Consider the following 18,616-nt stretch of genomic DNA (forward strand, 5'->3'; position numbering starts at 1 on the left):
GCGCCCGAGGGATGCATCGCTCTTTGAACCGGCTGGAATCTGGATCGCGTGCGTACGCGAGTCACCCTAAACTTCGTAAACTTAGCGAGCCCTGCAGGACTGCACATCAATCTAGCGGCGTCAGGAAAAGCCGCTCATAACGACGGAACGGCGGCACTTTGAAGCGTTCGATCACCGAAGCAGCCTCGGGGTCGACCGCTACTTGCGTGCGATAGCGATTATAGGCTTCTTCGTCCGGAAATCCGTACAGGGCAACCGCGACATCGTCCGGTCCTGCCTGACCTTTTTCGGGGAAGCTGATGGTTTCGTCGCTGGGGGACGCGCGCGGCATGAAGAAGCCATGGTGAACGCCGCCATGCCGTTCGATCAGTCGGGTCCATGCGCGTGCATAGGACTCGAAGTCGATCCGCATTTCGGGATCGAGATAGTAGCGAATTTCGCAAAAGACCGCTTTCCGTTGCATCTGGCGGCTCCCCTGGTTGCCCCTCAGTCCCCGAACGCCTGCGCCGCGATGAAGTCGGCGACCTGCTTCCCCTGCGGCGTGCCGGGGGTGATGATGTTGAAATGATCGGCACCCCCCGGCGCCAGCTTCACTACCGTGTCGCCTGAAAGCAGCGCGGCCTGGGTATAGGGTTCCATCATCGCCCCCAGCGCGCCGAGGACGATCAACTGGTGGACGCCCAGCGGCAGATGGTCCTGCGCGCTGGCGAGGCGGTAGGCGTCGGGCTTTTCCGCCGGGGTGCCGCCCATGAACGGCACGATCGCCGGCGCGCCGCAGACTTGTGCGTCGATGCCGACGAACGGCGCGAGCGTGCCCGGCCCGTCGATCGCCACCACCGTTGCCGGCTTTACCGTCATCATGCCTGCGATCGGGTCGTGCAGCTTCGGGCGGGCGGCGTTCCACAGCGCCAGCTGCGCGCCGGAGCTGTGGCCCACCACCGCCACCCGGGTAAGATCGAGCGGTTGGGTGCGGGCAAGCGTCGCGAGGTAATCGGTCGCGGCGGCTATGTCCTGCAGGCTGCCCGGAAAACCGCCGCCGGGATTGCCGGTGCGGCGATACTCGATGTTCCAGGTGGCGAAGCCCCGCGCGGTAAGCGCGTCGGCCAGCGGCGCGGTGCCCTGCCAGTCTTCCATCGTCGCGTTCCAGCAGCCGCCATGGATCAGCACCGCGACGGGGAAGGGCCCCTTGCCCTTGGGCAGGCGCAACTCGCCCTTCTGGAGCGGGTCCGGCCCGTAAGATGCGACCAGCGCGGGGGCCGAGACCTTCGCCTTGGCGGCGTTCAGGACCGCACGGGAATCGGTCTGCGCAGCGGCGGGCACCGCAAGGGTGAGGGCAAGGGCGGCAAGCGCAACGGGGAAGGAAGACATGGCCGGTTGCTCCGATATAGGATGTGGCTTCCTAGCCGGTCGATAGCGATATCGCGAGCCGCGACGGCAAGGCGCGCGCACCCGGTGAGGCCAGGCGGTGAGGGCAGGCGGCACGCTGGGCAATTCCGCGTCGCCCCTAACCCGGAATTAACCCTCTTGCCCGCATGACAGTCCTGGAATTTCCACCGGGGCCCCATGGACGACCTGCTGCAGGACTTCATCGCCGAGACGCGCGAGACGCTGGAGGCTCTTTCGGGCGAGATCGTCGCCTGGGAAGCGCATCCGGAGGACAGCGCGCGGCTGGATGCGATTTTCCGCTTCGTCCATACCGTGAAGGGTAGCTGCGGCTTTCTCGATCTCCCGCGACTCGAGCGGCTGGCCCATGCCGCCGAGGACGTGCTGGCGCAGGTCCGCAGCGGCGAGCGGGTGCCCGACCGGGCGCTGGTCAATGCGGTGCTGGCCGTGGTCGACCGGATCGGTGAGATCGTCGAGGCGATCGATGCCGGCGCCGCGCTCGACCATAGCGGTGAGGAACTGCTGATCGCCGCGCTGCGCGACGGGTCGGAGCAGATCGCCGCCGCGGCGCCTGCCATGGCCCAGCGCGCCCCGTCGCGTAGCGTGCGGCTGAACGTCGACCTGCTCGACCGCATGATGAGCGGCATGTCGGAAATGGTGCTGGCGCGCAACGAGCTCGCCCGCCGGCTGCGACTGGGCGATATCGACCCGACGGTGGAGGCCGCGCTCGAGCGCCTCTCGCTGACGGTGGGGGAAATGCGCGACACCGTGACGCGCACCCGCATGCAGAAGATCGACGCGCTGTTTTCCGCCCTTCCGCGCATGGTGCGCGATACGGCCGCGGGTCTCGGCAAGGCAGTCCTGCTGCAGATCGACGGATCGGAAGTCGAGCTCGACCGCGAGATGATCGAGGTGATGCGCGATCCGCTGGTCCACATCATCCGCAATGCCATTGACCATGGCATCGAACATCCCGCCGAGCGCCGCGCCGCCGGCAAGCGCGAAAGCGGGCGTCTCACCGTCGCCGCGCGTCAGTCGGGCAACCAGATCATTGTCGAGATCGCCGACGACGGGCGCGGCGTCGATACTGGCCGCCTGATCAAGAAGCTGGCCACCAGCGGCATGCGCAGCGAACGCGAATTGCTGGCGCTGCCCGAAAAGGCCAAGCTGGAGCTGATGTTCCACCCGGGGCTGTCGAGCCGCGACATCGTTTCCGAAGTCAGCGGGCGCGGTGTCGGCATGGATGTGGTCAAGGCCAGTGTCGACCAGATCGGTGGCCGCATCGAACTGGACAACAAGCCGGGCAAGGGCCTGCGCATCGCCATCCATGTGCCGCTGACGCTGTCGATCATTCCGGCGATCATCGTCGGGGTGGGCGCGCAGCGCTTCGCGATCTCGCGCCAGTCGATCGAGGAAATCGTCAGCGAGCGCGGCGAGGCGATCCGCATCGACATGCTGGGCGATACCGCCATCGCCACGGTGCGCGAACGGCGGATGCCGCTGCTGGACCTTTCGGCGCTGCTGGGAGTGGCGCGGGCATCGGAGGAGGCGCCGCGCATGCTGGCGATCGTCGGGCTGGGGGCGGGCAGCTATGCGCTCGCCGTCGACACCGTGATCGACAATGAGGAACTGGTGATCAAGCCGGCCTCGCCCGCTGTGATGTCCACGGGCATCTATGCCGGCCAGACGCTGCCCGATTCGGGGCTGCCGATGTTGCTGCTCGATTGTGCCGGCATGGCGCGGGTGGCCGGGCTGGATTTCAGCCGCGACCTCAACGAAGCCTTTGTCGAAGCCGAGGTGGAACAGGAAGCGCCCGGCCTGCCCGCTTTGCTGTTCCGCGATCTGGATGGCGCCCGGCGTGCAGTGCCGCTCGCGGCGGTCGACCGGGTCGAGCAGATCGTAGCGGGGCAGGTGCGCTTTACCGCCGGCGGCTATCGTCTGGCGATCGACGGGCGGATCGTGCCGCTGGCCATGCAAGGCCGGCTGGAAGGCCGCGACAAGCTGAGCGTGCTGCGGCTGAAGGATGATATGGCCGAGGTCGGCTATGCCATCGACGAGGCGCTCGACATTATCACGCTGCCGCACGATCTGGTGCCGGCGCGGGTGCCCGGGCCGGTGGCCGGCGTCGCGCTGATCGAGAAGGAACAGGTCGAACTGCTCGACGCGCTGTGGGTGTTCGACCAACATGCCGACCGCGACATGGCACCGCACGCGCCGCTCTGCCTGATGGCGGGCGATGATGACGGCTGGATGGCTTCGTTTGTGCGGCCGCTGCTGGAGGCGGCGGGCTATCGCGTCGCCACGACGCTGGCACCCGGCGAAGTGCCTGCGGTGGTGCTGCGCAGCGACGATGCGGCCGGCGGCGGGACTGGCGGTGCACCGGTGGTGCGGCTGCGGCGTCGTCGTCAGGCGGACCCGGCTGACGACAGCGTTTATCGTTACGACCGTACCGGCCTGCTGGCGGCACTTGAGGCGCGGGTCGCCGGAAAGGCGGGGCGCTGATGGCACATCTGTATCTCATCGCCCAGATCGCCGGTCGCACGGTGGCAATCGATTCCGATCAGGTCGAATCCGTGGTCGACATCGGCGAAGTGACGGCAGTGCCGCGGGCCTCGCATCAGGTGCGCGGTCTGGCGGCACTGCGCAGCCGGGTGGTTACAGTAGTCGATACCCAGGCGGCATTGGGGCTGCCGGGGGGCAGTGCGGCCCGACGTGCGGTGATCACGCTGGTCGACGGGCACCATTATGCCTTGCTGGTCGATGCGCTCGACGATGTCGCGCCGTTCGATCTGCGGCCGCTTGCCAGCGGGATCGCGCTCGATGCGGCGTGGCGCAGCGCGGGGCGCGGGCTGGTGGAACGCGACGGCGAACCGATTCTGGTGATCGACCTTGCCGCGCTGGTGCCGTCATCGCCGGTGCTGGCATGAGCAACGCGATTAACGGGACGCTTACACCTTGCAGGGCAGAAGCAGGCGCAAAGCCGCTTGCAACGGGGAAAAGGGTAGCATGAAAACGTGCTTGGTCGTGGACGACTCGAAGGTGATCCGAAAGGTTGCCCGACACATCCTCGAGACGCTTGATTTCGAAGTCCGCGAGGCCGGGGACGGCCGCGAGGCGCTCGATTCGTGCCTGGCGACGCCCCCGGACGTGATTCTGCTCGACTGGAACATGCCGGTGATGAGCGGCATGGATTTCCTGCGCGCGCTGAAGGATGCGGGGCTGGCCCGCCGCCCGAAGGTGGTGTTCTGCACCACCGAGAACGGCATGGCCTATATCCGCGCTGCAATCGAGGCGGGTGCCGACGAATATGTGATGAAGCCGTTCGATCGCGAGACGCTGGAAAGCAAGCTGCAGATCGTCGGCGTGGCCTGAACTTTTCCGGCGTCGGCCGGATCAATCCCGGGAGAGCAACGGGTGGCGGAACCTCTACCCCTGGCAGGTGCGGCAGCAACCGCGTTGCCAGGCCCTTATGCGCGGGTGCTGATCGTCGACGACTCTGTCGTCGCGCGGTCGGTGCTCGGCCGCATGGTGGACGGGACGCGCCGCTTCCGCGTTGCCGAGGCGCTGAGCGACGTGCGCGCCGCGCTCGACTATCTCAAGACCCACCATGTCGAGATCATCCTGCTCGACATCGAAATGCCGGGCATCGACGGGCTGACGGCGCTTCCCGACGTCGTCGCGGCGGGCAGGGGCGCCAAGGTGCTGATCGTTTCCTCCTCGGCGGACGAGGGGGCGGCGGCGACCGTGCAGGCACTGGCGCTGGGGGCGGCAGATACTCTGGTGAAACCCGGCATCGGCGCCTTTGGCGGCCGCTTTGCCGAAGTGCTGGAAGAACGGCTGGCAAAGCTGCTCGACAAGCCTGCGGGAGTGCCGGCACCGTGCCCCCATGCGGCGCCGCGCATGGCCCCGCCGGCCGTGGCGCTGGAACCGTTCGACATCGTCGCGATCGGTGCCTCGACCGGCGGCATCCATGCCCTCAGCCAGTTGCTGCGGGCGATTCCGCTGAGCTTTCAGTTGCCCATTCTGGTGACGCAGCATCTGCCGCCCTCGTTCATGGGGTATTTCGCCACCCAGCTTGCGGTGCTGGGCGGTCGGCCGTGCGAAGTGGCGGCGGACCGTACGCGTATCCGGCCCTGCCGCATCTATGTCGCGCCGGGGGAGGCGCATCTGCGCATCGTGCGCACGTCCGACGGTGCGGCGATACGGCTGAGCACCGAATGGGCGCAGAGCGGCTGCATGCCCTCGGTCGATCCGATGTTCGAGAGCCTCGCCGAAGTCTATGGCAATCGTGCGCTGGGGGTGGTGCTGAGCGGGATGGGTCGTGACGGGTGTGAAGGCACACGCCACCTGTCTGATGCCGGCGCGCGCGTGCTGGTGCAGGATCAGGCGAGCTCGGTAGTGTGGGGCATGCCCGGCGCCGTCGCCAATGCGGGCCGCGCCCATGCGGTACTCGCCCCTGAAGAGATTGGCAGGCTGATCGCGCGGGGGGGCAGCCAGCGATGATCGGCCATGGCACCAGCACGCCCGTTGCAAACGGCGCGATGCAGTTGATCGGCGCCCTGCTCGAACAGCGGACCGGGCAGCAAATCGCAGCGAACCGGACCTGGCGGATCGAAACCGCGCTGAAGCCCGTTTTGCGGGAACGCGGTCTCGCATCGCTCGACGAACTGGCTGCGAAGCTGATTGGTGCAAGAACGGGGGAGCTTGCAGACAAGGTGGTTGATGCATTGCTGAATCAGGAAACTAGCTTCTTCCGCGACGTCGCCGTGCTCGACATGGTGGTCGAGGCTGCGCGTGCGATGCACGCCGAACTGGGCGGCCGGCGCCTGCGGATATGGTGTGCGGGCTGTTCAACGGGGCAGGAGCCGCTGTCGCTGGCGATGCTGTTTTCCGAACAGCTGGACGCATTCGGCGGCCAGATGCCGGAGATTATCGCGAGTGACGTTTCGCAGACCGCGCTCGCCAAGGCGCGGGCCGGCCATTATTCCCAGTTTGAAATCCAGCGTGGCCTGCCGGTGCGGCGGATGGTCACCTGGTTCGATACGGTCGGCGGCGACTGGGTCGCCAAGCCCGAACTGACGCGCAAGGTGCAGTTCCGCCAGCACAACCTCACCACCGATGTGCCGCCGCCCGGGCGGTTCGACATCATCCTGTGCCGCAACGTGCTGCTCTATTTCTCGTTGGCGATGCGGCGGCACGTGTTCGACCGCCTCGCGACTGCCACCCGCCCGGGCACGCTGCTCGTGCTGGGCGCGGGCGAGACGGTGATCGGACTGACCGAGCATTTCACCCCGTGCGAGGCGCATCGCGGCTGCTATCGCGCGGTGGAAGGCGCAGCACCCGTGATCAGTGCTTTCGGCTGAGCAGGGTAGTTCCCAAGCACGTGTCGCCATCCTAAACAGGGGCATGACCAGCGGCCTTTCGATCGTCGACGCTCCCTCTCCCAATTTTGACGAGCGGGCTTTGCCGGTCAGTATGATCGTGCTGCACTATACCGGGATGGAAAGCGGCGAAGCGGCGCTGGCGCGGCTGCGCGGCCCGGAGGCGAAGGTGTCCGCCCATTATCTGATCGAGGAAGACGGCACGATCTTTCGGCTGGTTCCGGAGGAAAAGCGGGCCTGGCATGCCGGGCGTTCGCATTGGCGCGGTATCACCGATGTCAATTCGGCCTCGGTCGGGATCGAGATCGTCAATCCCGGCCACGAGTTCGGCTATCGCCCTTTCACCGACGCACAGATGGGAGCGCTGATCCCGCTGGTGGCGGAGATCAAGGAACGCCATGGCATCACGCGCGGCAATGTCGTCGGCCATTCTGATGTCGCGCCGGCACGCAAGCAGGATCCCGGTGAGCTGTTCAACTGGCACGCGCTCGCCCGGCTCCGGCTGGCGCTGCCCCGCCCGACCCGCAATCTGGTCGATCCGGGCTGGCCCGACGCCGGGTTCATGCTGGCCCTCGAGCGGTTTGGCTATGACGTTACCGATCCACAGGCGGCGGTTACGGCCTTTCAGCGCCGTTTCCGCCCCGAAATGATCGACGGCGAGATCGATATGGAGTGCCGCTGCCTGCTGCTCGCGCTGTTGCTGCCGAAGCCGCAGGGCGATGACTGAATAGCACAGTAGCGTTACTGCCGATTTCACCAGTTTATCTTACCATCCGTCAAGTAAAGGATGATGTATAGGAGTACGGAGGTGTAAGCCGTGACTTCGATTCGTCCTTCAATGGCGCCGATCGGGCCGGTTCATGTGCGTATGACCGGCGTGGTGCGCGGTGATGACAAGGGGCCGGGTGTCGAGGCGATCAATGCGCCGACAGCGGCCGAGGCTGCTGCCGCGCTGCATCGCGCTGCGCGCGTCAACGGCGCCGACAATGTGATCAGCGTTTCCTCCGATTATCGGCGCGCCGCGATCGCCGGCGGCGCCCATGCGACGCAGTGGCGGATCGAGGTGCAGGCCTGGGGTACTGCCGTGGCGGCGGTGGCACCGGCTGCCGATGAAAAGGTCGCGAAGGAAGACGCGGCCGAGGCGGACCGCAAGAGCAAGGAAGCCGAGGACGCCGCCAAGGCGAAGGCAAAGGCCGCTGCCGACGCTGCGCAGGACGGTGATGCGGCAAAGGACCGGCACGCAGCGGCAGTCGAGGCGCAGTCCGGCAGCGACAGCACTCCCCGGCAGAGCGCGGCCGCCCCGGAGGCGCCGGCATCGCCCGCGACGACGGATGGCGGGTCTGCGTCGGCTGCTTCGTCCGCCGACACGGCGCCGGTGCCCTCTGCCGCGCCCACCGCGCCGGCACCGTCGCAAGACACGAGCCGCGGCTAATCGCTTGCGCTGGCGCGATTAGCCGCTAGACCGGTCCGCGCCAGAGGGCCGGGCGGCCGCCGCCTGCTTCGCGCAGGGGGAGGAAAGTCCGGGCTCCACGGAACGACGGTGGCGGGTAATGCCCGCCGGGGGCGACCCTAGGGAAAGTGCCACAGAGAGCAGACCGCCCGCTGGCCGCACGCTTCGGCTTGTGGTTGAGGGCAAGGGTGAAAGGGTGCGGCAAGAGCGCACCGCGCGACCGGTAACGGGAGCGGCTTGGTAAACCCCACCGGGAGCAAGACCGAATAGGGACGGCACATGCGCCTCGTTCCGGCGCGTCGTCCGGGTTGGTTGCTGGAGCGGCGGAGCGATCCGTCGCGTAGAGGAATGGTCGCCTATCCCTTTCGAGGGGGGACAGAACCCGGCTTACAGGCCCTCTGGCATTTCGTTTTTTGCACTGCCCGCGCGGCCCTCTGGCCTTTGGCGGCGGGCGCCCTTATCTGCGGAGCTATGGCGCGACAGACGCGATCGATGGACTGGGGTTTCCCGCGCTGGCGCGAATATGGCAGCGAGCGCGAGGCCGCGCGCGTGCGCCTGTGCGACCGCGAAGGCTGTGACCGGCCCGGCGACCGGCCCGCGCCCAAGGCGCCGAACAGCCCGGAGCGCTGGTATTTCTGCGAAGAGCATGCCGGCGAATATAATCGCAACTGGGACTATTTTGCCGGGCTGAGCGCCGAAGAGGCCGCGCGGCGCGAGGCCAATGAGCGGCGCGATGCCTCGGGCTATGCCGAATCGAGCTACAAGAGCTGGGCAGGGCCGGGCGATGGCAGCCGTTCGCGCGACGAGATGCGCGCGTTGGAAGTGCTGGAACTGGAGGTCGATGCCGACTTCGAGGCGGTGCGCGGCGCCTGGCGGCGGCTGGCCAAGGTCAACCATCCCGATGTTCGCCCCGGCGATGCCGAAGCGGCGAAGCGTTTCCAGGCGATCCAGGCGGCGTATGACGTGCTGAAGGCCGCCGAAGACCGGCGGCAATGGAAGCCCCGTTGACCCCGCTGGTACGCTCCAACTGGTCGAACACGGTGCTGGTTTGCGGGAAATGCTCCCGCAAGCTGGGCGGCGGGTTCGGGCCGCGCGGCAAGACCCGGCTGGCCAAGGCCTTGCGCAAGTTTCTGGGCCTGAAAAAAGGGCGCAAGGCCGAACTGGGCATTATCGAGACCAAGTGCCTGGGCGTGTGCCCGCGCGGGTCTGTCACGGTCGTCAACGGCGCAAAGGCGCGCGAATGGCTGATCGTGCGCGAAGGCACCGATATTGCCGAAGTCGCGGCCGAACTCGGCCTGGAGCCCTCGGGCCCTTAGTCGCGCATCCAGTCTGGCTGTCGCCGCCAGCGGTGCGTCGGCAGGGCTGCCAGCCGCCGCAATCCGCCAATGTCGAGAAGCTCGAACTTGTTGCGGCTGCGTTGGACATAGCCGGTTTCTTCCAGTTCCCGCAGCGTGCGGTTCATATGGACCGGGGTAATGCCCAGCATTTCCCCCAGCTCAAGCTGGGTTAGCGGCAGTTCGAGGCGCGGCTGCCGTTCGGGATCGATCACCGAAAGCCGGTCGAACAGATGCACGAGCAGCGCGGCGACGCGGTTCACCGAGCGGCTGCGACCGATCGAGGCAAGCCGGTCCATCAGCATCACACGTTCCTGCTGCGACAACAGAAACATGATGGCGGCGATGCGCGGCTGTTCGAACAGCATCCGGCCGAAATCGGTGATGCGGATCGGGCGGACTTCCGCCTCGGTCACGGCGGTCAGCGTCTCGGCTGCGTTTTCCAGCGCGATGCTGGGAACACCGAGCAAATCGCCCGGCAAATGCACCTTGATGATCTGGCGGCCGCCGTCGGGAAATTCGACCGAACTCGTCACCCACCCATCGACCAGCAGATAGATGCGGCTGATCGGCTGGCCCTGGGCGTGGAGACGCTGGTTCGAACCGAGTCGCATCACCGTACCGCAAAGCCCGCGGATCAGATCACGCTCAGCGTCACTCAGGCTGACGAATTCTTCTAATCGGCTGAACGGAATATCGCGCAAGGCACTCCCCCACTGCGCTTCTCTATCGGAGCCTCTGCGGCGGGCTCTAACGTATGTTTGTTTCGGGAGCGTTTGAATAATTTCCCTAGCGTTAACCGGATGTTGACTGCGCCGGCACGGTAGAAAAATTCATCGTTCATGCAATTAAGGAATACCCACAGGTCGCGCGGCGGCTGGGTAAAAGAGGCGCTTATGAATATCGCGCCATAATCGATTGGGAAGGGTCTTTATTCCTCGGGTCGGCGCATTTCGTGCACAAGCCGTGTATGTGTGCCGTGTCGCAGCGGGTTGCCGAGCATGGCCAGAAAGGCGAGCGCGAAGAACGCGAACGGGACCACCGCAATGGTCCAGTGCATCGAAGCCAGCGTCGCCGCGCTCTGGGCCGTATTGGCGACATAGCCCGCAGCGCCGAAGCCAAGGCCGAGAATGCCCGTCGCAATGCCGATCGCCACCCGTTGGAGCAGCGCAGCCAGGCCGAACACCGCACCTTCGACACGCAGACCGGTGGTGCGCTCGCCAAACTCGATTGTGTTGGGCAGCATTGCCCAGAAGGCGAAGTGCAGACCGACGATCACCGCCTGCATCGCCACCAGCCAGATCTGCATTTCCGCAATATGATCGAACGGAAAGGCGGCGAACAGCGCAAGCCCCAGGCTGCACAGGGCGATCGCCGTCAGCCACAGGTTCCGGGCACCCATCCGCCGCTGCAGGAACATCCACAGGGCCACGGCCACCCCGCTCACCACCCCCATCCAGCCGAGCGCGGCCTGGCCCGCCGCTTCCGAATGGAGGAAATATTTGAAGTAATAGAGGACCGACTTGTTGAGCAGCGTCACCGCAACCAGCGTCGCCATCATCGCCAGGTTCAGCGTCCCGAAGGCGCGGTTGGAAATCAGGCTCGCCATGGTCTGCTTCAGCGAGGGCGGTGGTGTGCTCACCGGGTGGACCTGTTCGCGATAGGTGGTGCCTACCAGCACCAGAATGGCCGTGGCGATGGTGGCGAACAGGATCGCCGCGCCCAGATAGGCACGCGCCGATCCGCTGCCGGTCAGCCAGCCGCCGAGCGGGATGGTCCCGCGCGCGACGATCACCCAGGCCAGCGTGCCGAAGATCATGCGGGCACCGGCGACGAAGGCGCGGTCGCCGCTGTCGCTGCTGATGCGTGCGGTCATCGCCAGATAGGGAATGTTGACCGCGGCATAGGCGGTGCGGAACAGCAGGTGGCTGCCCAGAACAAAGGCAATCGCGCCGCTGCCCATCAGGGGCGGAGGCAGGTAGGTGAGGATGCAGGCCAGCCCCAGCGGGACGCTGCCCAGCGCGATCAACCGTCCCTGGCCGCTTCGTACCGGCCGCCGGTCGGCCCAGGTGCCGACAAGAAAGTTGACGATGCCGTCCCAGATCGTCGCGGCGGCATAGATGGCAGCTGCCGTCTCCACCGGTAGCGCCAGCGCATCGGTGTAATAGAACAGTAGGAAGAGCATGATGCTCTGCCAGTAGAGGTTGAATGCGAAGTCGCCGAAGGCAAAGAGCAACAGGCGCGCGCGCGGAATCATGGCCTTACCCGACGCGCACGCCGTATCCGACCCGGAAGGCCGGGCCGGCGGTGCGACAAAAGGGCAGGATGTTACTGGCCCGCGCTGTCATTGCCTTCGCTGCGATCGACGCGCGAAGTCATGCCGGTTGCTGCTGCATCGGCTTGCGTCTGCTCCTGATCGCTGAAGGCAGGCGGCGGTGCCGCTTCGGCGTCATGCGCGGCATTGGCGGTGGGCGCCGGCGCCGGTTCTTCGGTGCTGACGTTCATGGTCGCCGGCGTTTCCGGCACGGTGATGGCGGTGACATTGGCGTCGGGCGCAGGCGCGTCGTCCTTGCCGCCACAGGCGGCGAGGGTGAGGCCGGCGCCAGCCAGCAGAGCGAAAGTGCGGATGTGCTTCATGGTCATTCCCCGGAAAGTCTCTGGTCAGGCGGCAGGCGCGTTGGTGAGGGCAGCGCGCTTTTCGATCTTGTCGGCCAGGGTCTTGTCCCAGCCATAGGGATCGTCGCGGAAGTTCATGGCGCCGTCGGTGCCCATAAAGGCGGTCCAGTACAGCAGATAGACGGCGACCTGATCCTGATCCGCCAGCCGCACGCGCTGCGTGTCGCCGCTGGCGACGGCATCGGCAATCTGTTGCGGCTGCCAGGCGGGATCGTTCTTCAGCAGCAGTTCGGCGAGCGGGCCGGGCTTTTCCAGCCGCACGCAGCCATGGCTGGCGAGCCGGCTATAGCCCGAGAACCCGGACTGGACCGGCGTGTCGTGCAGATAGACGGCATAGGGATTGTCGAAATCGAACTTGTAGCGGCCCAGCGCACTCTTGGGGCCGGCCTGTTGCTGCAGGCGGCGGTTGGCGCCGGTGCCGATGATCTTGTAGCCGTTGCGCGCCAGATAAGCCTCACCCTTGGGCCATAGCTCCTTGGCGGCAATACCCGTGGGCACGTTCCACGGCGGATTGATCACGATCGAGTGGATGCGTGACTGGAGCATCGGGGTTTCGTTGCCCGGTCGCCCGGTCACCGCCTTCATCGATGCGATCGGCGTGTCGCCGTCGAACACCGTCAGCACCGCCGCCGCGATGTTCACCTGAATGCGCTTGGCGGGCAGTTCGCGCGGGATCCAGCGCCAGCGTTCCATATTCGCCATGATCTGCCGGACGCGCTCTTCGACCGGCACGTTCAACGCGGCCATCGTCTGGGTGGAAACCACGCCGCTGGGCTTCAGCCCATAGCGCATCTGGGCGCGCACGACGGCGGCCTGCAGATCCTCGTCGAACTTGTCACCGTCCAGTGCGACCTTCCGGTCCTCCACCGCCAGGCGGCGGCGGAGCGCCAGCACGCGCGGGCCGCTGCTACCCTTGGCGAGATCGGCACCGGGGGCGAGCTTGGACCAGCCGCCCTGTACCATCAGCACGCGATAGGTCGCCAGGCCGCGCGCCAGCCCGTCATAACCCGCATAGGGCGGCGGCAGCGAGCGAATCCAGGCGGCGATCTTGTCGCGCTTCACTGCGTCGATGAAGCCGGGCAGCGGGTCATAGGGGGCAGGGCGCAGGCCCCAATTTTCGTCGAAATCGCTGATGTCCAGCCGGCCCGAATGCACCGACCGCGCATAATCCAGTGCAGCGCGGACAAGCCCGTCATTGTCCCGGGGCAGGGTGATCGTGCTGTTCATCCGCCGCAGGCCCTGCGCCAGCCCCGCTTCGGGGAGCAGGCGCGTCAGCTCGGCGGCTTGCGCGGCGCTGAGCGTCGGCAGCGGCGCTGCCTGCACCACCGGCGCGGGGGGCAGCAACTGCTCCACCGTTGTCGGTGCCGTCGGTGCCTGCTGGCGCGGGCGGGGTGCCTGGGTGGCGCCGGGCACAGTCTGTGCCATCAGCGGCGAAGCGACCATGCCCGCCAGCACCCAGCCCGCAACGCCCTTGCTCAACCAGCCCGTCATCCGTTTGCCCACGCGCTATACTCCACTCGTCGCGTCGTTAACCCAACGCCCCCCTATAGGCGAAGCGTATCGTTGAGTGCGAGCACGAAAGTCCACGACCTGCGCTTGACTTTGGCAACGCTGTCGGGAAGCGTCCGCACCGCAACGAAGGAGAGGGATCGCTTGGGCACCGCACGTTCTACACAGACGACATTGGCATTCGCCGCTGTCACTACGCTGTTCTTCGCCTGGGGTTTCATCACGTCGCTGGTCGACCCGCTGGTCGCGGCGGTGAAGGGCGTGTTCACCCTCACCAACTTCCAGGCGCAGGCAAGCGCCACGGCCTTCTTCTTTGCCTATTTCGTCGTATCGCTGCCGGCGGCCGCACTGGTTTCGCGCCTGAAGGCGGTGCCGTCGATCCTGCTGGCGCTGTGCACGATGATCGCGGGCTGCCTGCTGATGCTGGCGGCGGCCAACCTTGCCAATTACTGGCTGGTGCTGCTTGGCCTGTTCGTACTGGCGAGCGGCATTACCGTGCTGCAGGTGGCGGCAAACCCGCTCGCGGCTGCGCTCGGCGATCCCAAGGGCAGCCATTTCCGGCTGGTGCTCAGCCAGACCTTCAACTCCTTCGGCACGTTCCTCGGCCCGCTGCTCGGCGCGCATCTGTTCCTGCAGGGCGTCGAGGTGAAAAAGGGCCTGGTGGTGACGCCGGAAGTCCGCGCGCAGGCGCTCGCCGGCATCGACACGGCCTATCTGTGGCTCTGCGGCCTTATCGCGGTGCTCGCGGTGTTCTTCTTCGTCAGTCGCCGTGTGGTGACGCAGTCGGCGCCGGCGCCGGCGCCGGCGGCATCGGGCGGGCTGCTGGCCGCCTTCAGCTCGCGCTGGGCACTGTTCGGTGCGCTGGGGATTTTCCTCTATGTCGGCGCCGAAGTGTCGATCGGCACGCAGATGGCGCTGTTCCTCAACGACAATAGCATCTGGGGCCAGTCCGATGCGCCGTTCGGGGTGCCGCTGCTCGGCTATTTCATGGGCAGCGATGGCGTGCACGGCGTGTCGTTGCAGGAAGCCGGCAAGGCAGTCGCCTTCTACTGGGGCGGCGCCATGGTCGGCCGCGCGATCGGCTCGCTGCTGCTGACGAAGGTGCGCGCCGACAAGCTGCTGGCGCTGTTCACCGCGATTGCGGCGGCGATGTGCTTCTATGTCTTCGCGGTGGGCGGCGTCACCGCCGGGTTCGTCGCGCTGTCGATCGGGCTGTTCAACTCGATCATGTTCCCGGTGATCTTCACGCTCACGCTGGAGCGCTCGACCGCGAGCGAGGAATCGACCTCGGGCCTGCTCTGCACGGCAATCGTCGGCGGGGCGGTGCTGCCGCTGCTGGTCGGCAAGGTAGCAGACCTGCACGGCTATGCCTTTGCGCTGGTGGTGCCGGCGCTATGCTACATCGTGCTGTGCGGGTTCGCGATCGCTGCGGGCCGCGCCAAGGCGGTGCGGAGCGGGAGCGCCGCTTCGCTGCATTGATCTGGGGGAGTTCAGGCATGGCACTGGGTCGTCGTTCGCTGCTAGGGGCTGCGCTGGCGCTGCCCCTGTTCGCACCGCTCGCTCGCGCGCGGGCGCAGGCGCAAGAGACATGGGAACAGCGAAAGGAGCGCCTGTTGCATCAGGACTGGCCCGAACTCAGCCGTTATGCCGAGGACAATCGCCGCCTCCTCGCGACTGGCGAGAAAGTGAACATCGTCTTCATGGGCGATTCGATCACCGAGGGCTGGAAATCGAAGCGCCCGGCCTTCTTCTCGCCCGGCCGGGTATGCCGCGGCATCAGCGGCCAGACCACGCCGCAAATGGTGCTGCGGATGATGGCCGATGTCGTGCATCTGAAGCCGCGCTTCGTCCACATCATGGCCGGCACCAACGACATTGCCGGCAACACCGGCCCGATGACGCTGGAGCAAAGCTTCGACAACTTCCGGATGATGACGTCGCTGGCCAAGGCCCATGGCATCGGCGTGATACTGGCCTCGGTGCCGCCGTCGGACCATTTTCCGTGGCGGCCGGGGCTGGCGGTCGTCGAGCCGATCCGGGCGATCAATGCGTGGCTGAAGGACCATGCCCGTGCCACCGGCGCGACCTGGGTCGATTACACCCCGGTGCTGGGCGATGCGGCGGGCGCGATGAAGCCTGGGCTTGCCGATGACGGGGTGCATCCCACTGTTGCCGGCTATGATGCAATGGCGACAGTGATCGAACCGGTGCTGAAGGGGCTCCACGCATGAAGAGGCTGCTCGGCGGACTGGCGTTGCTTGCCGCCACGCCGGCGGCCGCACAGGTGCTGCAGGCTGTTTCACCTGACGGTACGAACCGGATCAGCGTGCAGCTCGCGGCCAATGGCGCGGCGCTCTACAGCGTCGATCGGCGCGGCGAGACGGTGATTGCCCCGTCCCCCGTGCTGATCGACTTCGCCGACGACACGCTCGGCTACACCTTCGCCGTCACCGGCAGCGAGACGGCGAGCGTCGATACCCGCTACCCGATCGTCGTCGGCAAGGCGACCGAGGGGCGCGACCATTACAACCAGCTGACGCTCCACCTGCAGGAACGCAGCGGCCCGAAGCGCCAGATGGATCTGGTGCTGCGCGCCTATGACGACGGCGTCGCGCTGCGCACCGTCATTCCGGTCCAGCTCCAGACTGCCGGCGCCGTGATCCGCGGCGAGCGCACCGGCTTCTATTTCCCGCAGCCTTGGAAATGCTGGGGCTTCAATGTCGGCCATTTCGGGTCGAGCCACGAAGGCGAGTTCGACCCGGTCGATACCGCGCGGCTGCGCGACCATGATCTGTTCGACCTGCCGTTCAGTTGCGAGACGGGCAAGGGCGCCTTCGCGATCGCTGAGGCCGACCTGATCGACTTTGCCGGCATGTACCTGACCGGGCGCAGCGATGGCGCCGGGCCGGGCCTGCAACTCAAGCTTTCGCCCTCGCTGGACGACCCGCGCGTTGCGGTGCGCACGCGCATCGGCAGCCCGATCGTCACGCCGTGGCGCGTGGTGATGCTGGCCGACCAGCTCGGCAAGCTTCAGGAATCGACGCTGCTCACCAGCCTGTCGAGCCCCAGCCGGATCGAGGATACGAGCTGGATCAAATCCGGCCTGACCGCGTGGGACTGGTGGAACGGCCCGGTGGTCGCCAGGCTGCCGGGGCAACGGACCACCACGGCGGTTGCCAAGGCGTTCATCGACTTCGCCGCCGCGAACGGTTTCCCCTACACGATGATCGACGAGGGCTGGTATGCCGGCGCGGGCGGAGGCGGCGTGCGCCGGCCCGGCGTCGACATCACCAAATGGGCCGATGCCATCAATCTGCAGGAGGTCGCCGACTATGCCCGCGCGAAGAAGGTGCGGCTTTGGCTGTGGGCGCACTGGCAGGCAATCGACGAGCAGATGGAAGATGCCCTGACGCTCTACGAGAAGATGGGCATCGCCGGCATCAAGGTCGACTTCATGGACCGCGACGACCAGTGGATGGTCAACTGGTACCAGAAGCTGCTGGGCGCGGCCGCGCGCCACCATCTGATGGTCGATCTGCACGGCGCGCTCCCGCCGCGCGGTCTGACCCGCACCTGGCCCAATTTCATCACCCAGGAAGGCGTGATGGGCGCCGAATATAACAAATGGAGCTGGCGCGCGACCGCAACGCACAATGTGATGCTCGCCTATACGCGCGGGCTGCTGGGGCCGATGGATTACACGCCCGGCGGCTTCCGCAATGTCGCGCCCGCCAAATTCTGGCCGCGAAGCGACCTGCCGATGGTCCAGACGACCCGCGCGCACGGGCTGGCGATGTATGTCGTTTATCTCTCGCCGCTGGCGGCAGTGGCGGACAGCCCGGATACCTATGCGGCGAGCCCGGCCGGGTTCGATTTCATTCGCGACGTGCCGGCAAGCTGGGACGAAACCCGGTTTCTGGCGGGCGCGACCGGCGAGTATATCGTGCTCGCCCGGCGCAAGGGGCGGACCTGGTATCTGGGCGCCATGAACAACGAGACGGCGCGCACGGTGACGGTGCCGCTCGACTTCCTCGGCAATCACGGCGCGGACATGCGGCTGTGGAGCGATGGCGCCACGCCCGATGCGGTGCAGGACCAGAGCCGGCAGGTCCAGGCCCGCGACAGCCTAACGCTTTCGCTGGCGGCAACGGGGGGCGCGGCGGCGATATTGCGGGAGCGGTGAGGGGCGGCGCGCGGGGCTATTTCGCCGGCGGCTGCCAGAACTCGATCTTGGTTCCTTCAGGATCGAGGATCCACGCGAACTTGCCGGTCGGGTCGCTGGTGCGGTTGAGGATCTTGACGCCTTTCGCCTCGATACGGGCGATAAAGGCGTCGAGATCGTCGACGGCGAAGTTGAGCATGAAGTCGCGATGTGAGGGGGCGATCTCCTCGCTGTTTTCCGGCATCGCGTTCCACAGCGCCATCGGCGGATGGCCAGGCGCGTCGGAGCGCAATATCGCGCCGCCCCAGGGCTCCAGTTTGATTCCCAGCACGTCTTGATACCATTTCGCCAGCGCCTTGGGATCTTTGCTGGTGACGAAGACGCCGCCGAGGCCTGTTACGTGTCCCGCCGTCTGGGCGTGGAGCGCCGCGGGGGCCAGACTTCCGGCAATAAGTACGGCGAGAAACAACCTGGCGTATCGCATGGTCCCGGCTCCTGAAATTTCCGTCGAGGATGCCATGCTATAGCTGGCCGGGAAAGCCGCTTCCGATGCGCAATAGCGAGGTAGGATGATTTGGACGCAGCCACCTTGTCGTTACGCCGGGAGGTGCTGGGGGCAATCGCATTGGTTCTATTGCCCCCCTCCCTGCATTGCAGGGAGGGGCCGGGGGTGGGTCCGCCGCCGTCAGGCGGCGGGACTCGCTGCCCGGCAAGGTTAGTA

Annotated in this window: 19 protein-coding genes and 1 other RNA gene; 13 read left to right on the top strand and 7 right to left on the bottom strand. The window is 66.5% G+C overall.

The window, feature by feature from the left end; genetic code table 11:
- Positions 1–106: 106 nt before the first annotated feature.
- Positions 107–463 (bottom strand): NIPSNAP family protein, encoded by a 357-nt coding sequence (locus ACT53M_RS12025; protein WP_476233634.1) that lies wholly within the window; start codon positions 461–463, stop codon positions 107–109.
- A 23-nt stretch (positions 464–486) separates the two neighbouring features.
- A complete protein-coding gene (locus ACT53M_RS12030; RefSeq protein ID WP_476233636.1) occupies positions 487–1,368 on the bottom strand; it encodes an alpha/beta hydrolase family protein in 882 nt (293 codons plus the stop codon).
- A gap of 195 nt (positions 1,369–1,563) precedes the next feature.
- On the opposite strand from ACT53M_RS12030, the gene ACT53M_RS12035 reads away from it, so the two are divergent.
- The 10 genes from ACT53M_RS12035 (at position 1,564) to ACT53M_RS12080 (ending at position 9,530) form a co-directional block, all read left to right on the top strand.
- Complete coding sequence (locus tag ACT53M_RS12035) at positions 1,564–3,885, top strand: chemotaxis protein CheA (RefSeq protein WP_476233638.1); 2,322 nt, start codon at positions 1,564–1,566, stop codon at positions 3,883–3,885.
- Complete coding sequence (locus tag ACT53M_RS12040) at positions 3,885–4,310, top strand: chemotaxis protein CheW (RefSeq protein ID WP_476233640.1); 426 nt, start codon at positions 3,885–3,887, stop codon at positions 4,308–4,310. The genes ACT53M_RS12035 and ACT53M_RS12040 overlap by 1 nt, the downstream gene beginning before the upstream one ends.
- Before the next feature lie 79 nt (positions 4,311–4,389).
- A complete protein-coding gene (locus tag ACT53M_RS12045; RefSeq protein ID WP_476229862.1) occupies positions 4,390–4,755 on the top strand; it encodes a response regulator in 366 nt (121 codons plus the stop codon).
- Positions 4,756–4,908: 153 nt separating this feature from the next.
- Positions 4,909–5,886, top strand: a complete 978-nt coding sequence (locus tag ACT53M_RS12050) for a chemotaxis protein CheB (RefSeq protein ID WP_476233839.1) — start codon at positions 4,909–4,911, stop codon at positions 5,884–5,886.
- Entirely contained in the window at positions 5,883–6,746 is an 864-nt protein-coding gene (locus ACT53M_RS12055; RefSeq protein ID WP_476233642.1) for a CheR family methyltransferase, read from the top strand. The genes ACT53M_RS12050 and ACT53M_RS12055 overlap by 4 nt, the downstream gene beginning before the upstream one ends.
- A gap of 43 nt (positions 6,747–6,789) precedes the next feature.
- On the top strand, positions 6,790–7,491 hold the full coding sequence (locus ACT53M_RS12060; protein ID WP_476233644.1) for an N-acetylmuramoyl-L-alanine amidase: 702 nt from the start codon (positions 6,790–6,792) through the stop codon (positions 7,489–7,491).
- 90 nt (positions 7,492–7,581) lie between these two features.
- A complete protein-coding gene (locus ACT53M_RS12065; RefSeq protein WP_476233646.1) occupies positions 7,582–8,196 on the top strand; it encodes a hypothetical protein in 615 nt (204 codons plus the stop codon).
- Positions 8,197–8,236: 40 nt separating this feature from the next.
- An RNA gene (gene rnpB / locus ACT53M_RS12070) (RNase P RNA component class A) lies at positions 8,237–8,620 on the top strand.
- Between the two features lie 65 nt (positions 8,621–8,685).
- Positions 8,686–9,222 (top strand): J domain-containing protein, encoded by a 537-nt coding sequence (locus ACT53M_RS12075; protein ID WP_476233648.1) that lies wholly within the window; start codon positions 8,686–8,688, stop codon positions 9,220–9,222.
- Complete coding sequence (locus ACT53M_RS12080; protein WP_476233649.1) at positions 9,207–9,530, top strand: (2Fe-2S) ferredoxin domain-containing protein; 324 nt, start codon at positions 9,207–9,209, stop codon at positions 9,528–9,530. The genes ACT53M_RS12075 and ACT53M_RS12080 overlap by 16 nt, the downstream gene beginning before the upstream one ends.
- On the opposite strand, the gene ACT53M_RS12085 is transcribed toward ACT53M_RS12080, so the two are convergent.
- From ACT53M_RS12085 to ACT53M_RS12100, 4 genes are all read right to left on the bottom strand, one after another.
- Entirely contained in the window at positions 9,527–10,252 is a 726-nt protein-coding gene (locus ACT53M_RS12085; protein ID WP_476233651.1) for a Crp/Fnr family transcriptional regulator, read from the bottom strand. The two genes, ACT53M_RS12080 and ACT53M_RS12085, sit on opposite strands and share 4 nt — an antisense overlap.
- 227 nt (positions 10,253–10,479) lie before the next feature.
- Positions 10,480–11,805 carry an MFS transporter gene (locus ACT53M_RS12090; protein WP_476233652.1) on the bottom strand — a complete coding sequence of 442 codons (1,326 nt, stop codon included), beginning with the start codon at positions 11,803–11,805 and terminating at the stop codon, positions 10,480–10,482.
- Between the two features lie 71 nt (positions 11,806–11,876).
- Entirely contained in the window at positions 11,877–12,185 is a 309-nt protein-coding gene (locus ACT53M_RS12095) for a hypothetical protein (RefSeq protein WP_476233654.1), read from the bottom strand.
- A gap of 24 nt (positions 12,186–12,209) precedes the next feature.
- Positions 12,210–13,715: a L,D-transpeptidase family protein gene (locus ACT53M_RS12100; protein WP_476233840.1), complete on the bottom strand. Its 1,506-nt coding sequence runs from the start codon at positions 13,713–13,715 to the stop codon at positions 12,210–12,212.
- A 162-nt stretch (positions 13,716–13,877) separates the two neighbouring features.
- Here ACT53M_RS12100 and ACT53M_RS12105 point away from each other — a divergent pair, with 162 nt between their 5' ends.
- From ACT53M_RS12105 to ACT53M_RS12115, 3 genes are read left to right on the top strand one after another with little or no spacing between them, the layout of a single operon-like run.
- Positions 13,878–15,212, top strand: coding sequence for an MFS transporter (locus tag ACT53M_RS12105; protein ID WP_476233655.1), 1,335 nt, complete (start codon positions 13,878–13,880; stop codon positions 15,210–15,212).
- A 17-nt stretch (positions 15,213–15,229) separates the two neighbouring features.
- The gene (locus ACT53M_RS12110) at positions 15,230–15,964 is read left to right on the top strand and encodes a GDSL-type esterase/lipase family protein (protein ID WP_476233657.1); all 735 of its coding nucleotides are present in this window, start codon (positions 15,230–15,232) and stop codon (positions 15,962–15,964) included.
- Entirely contained in the window at positions 15,961–17,916 is a 1,956-nt protein-coding gene (locus tag ACT53M_RS12115; protein WP_476233659.1) for a glycoside hydrolase family 97 protein, read from the top strand. Before ACT53M_RS12110 ends, ACT53M_RS12115 begins: the two co-directional genes overlap by 4 nt.
- 16 nt (positions 17,917–17,932) lie before the next feature.
- Here ACT53M_RS12115 and ACT53M_RS12120 read toward each other — a convergent pair whose 3' ends face one another.
- A complete protein-coding gene (locus ACT53M_RS12120) occupies positions 17,933–18,415 on the bottom strand; it encodes a VOC family protein (protein WP_476233661.1) in 483 nt (160 codons plus the stop codon).
- Positions 18,416–18,616 lie beyond the last annotated feature (201 nt).

The organism is Sphingomonas sp. DMC6, from assembly GCF_056314225.1.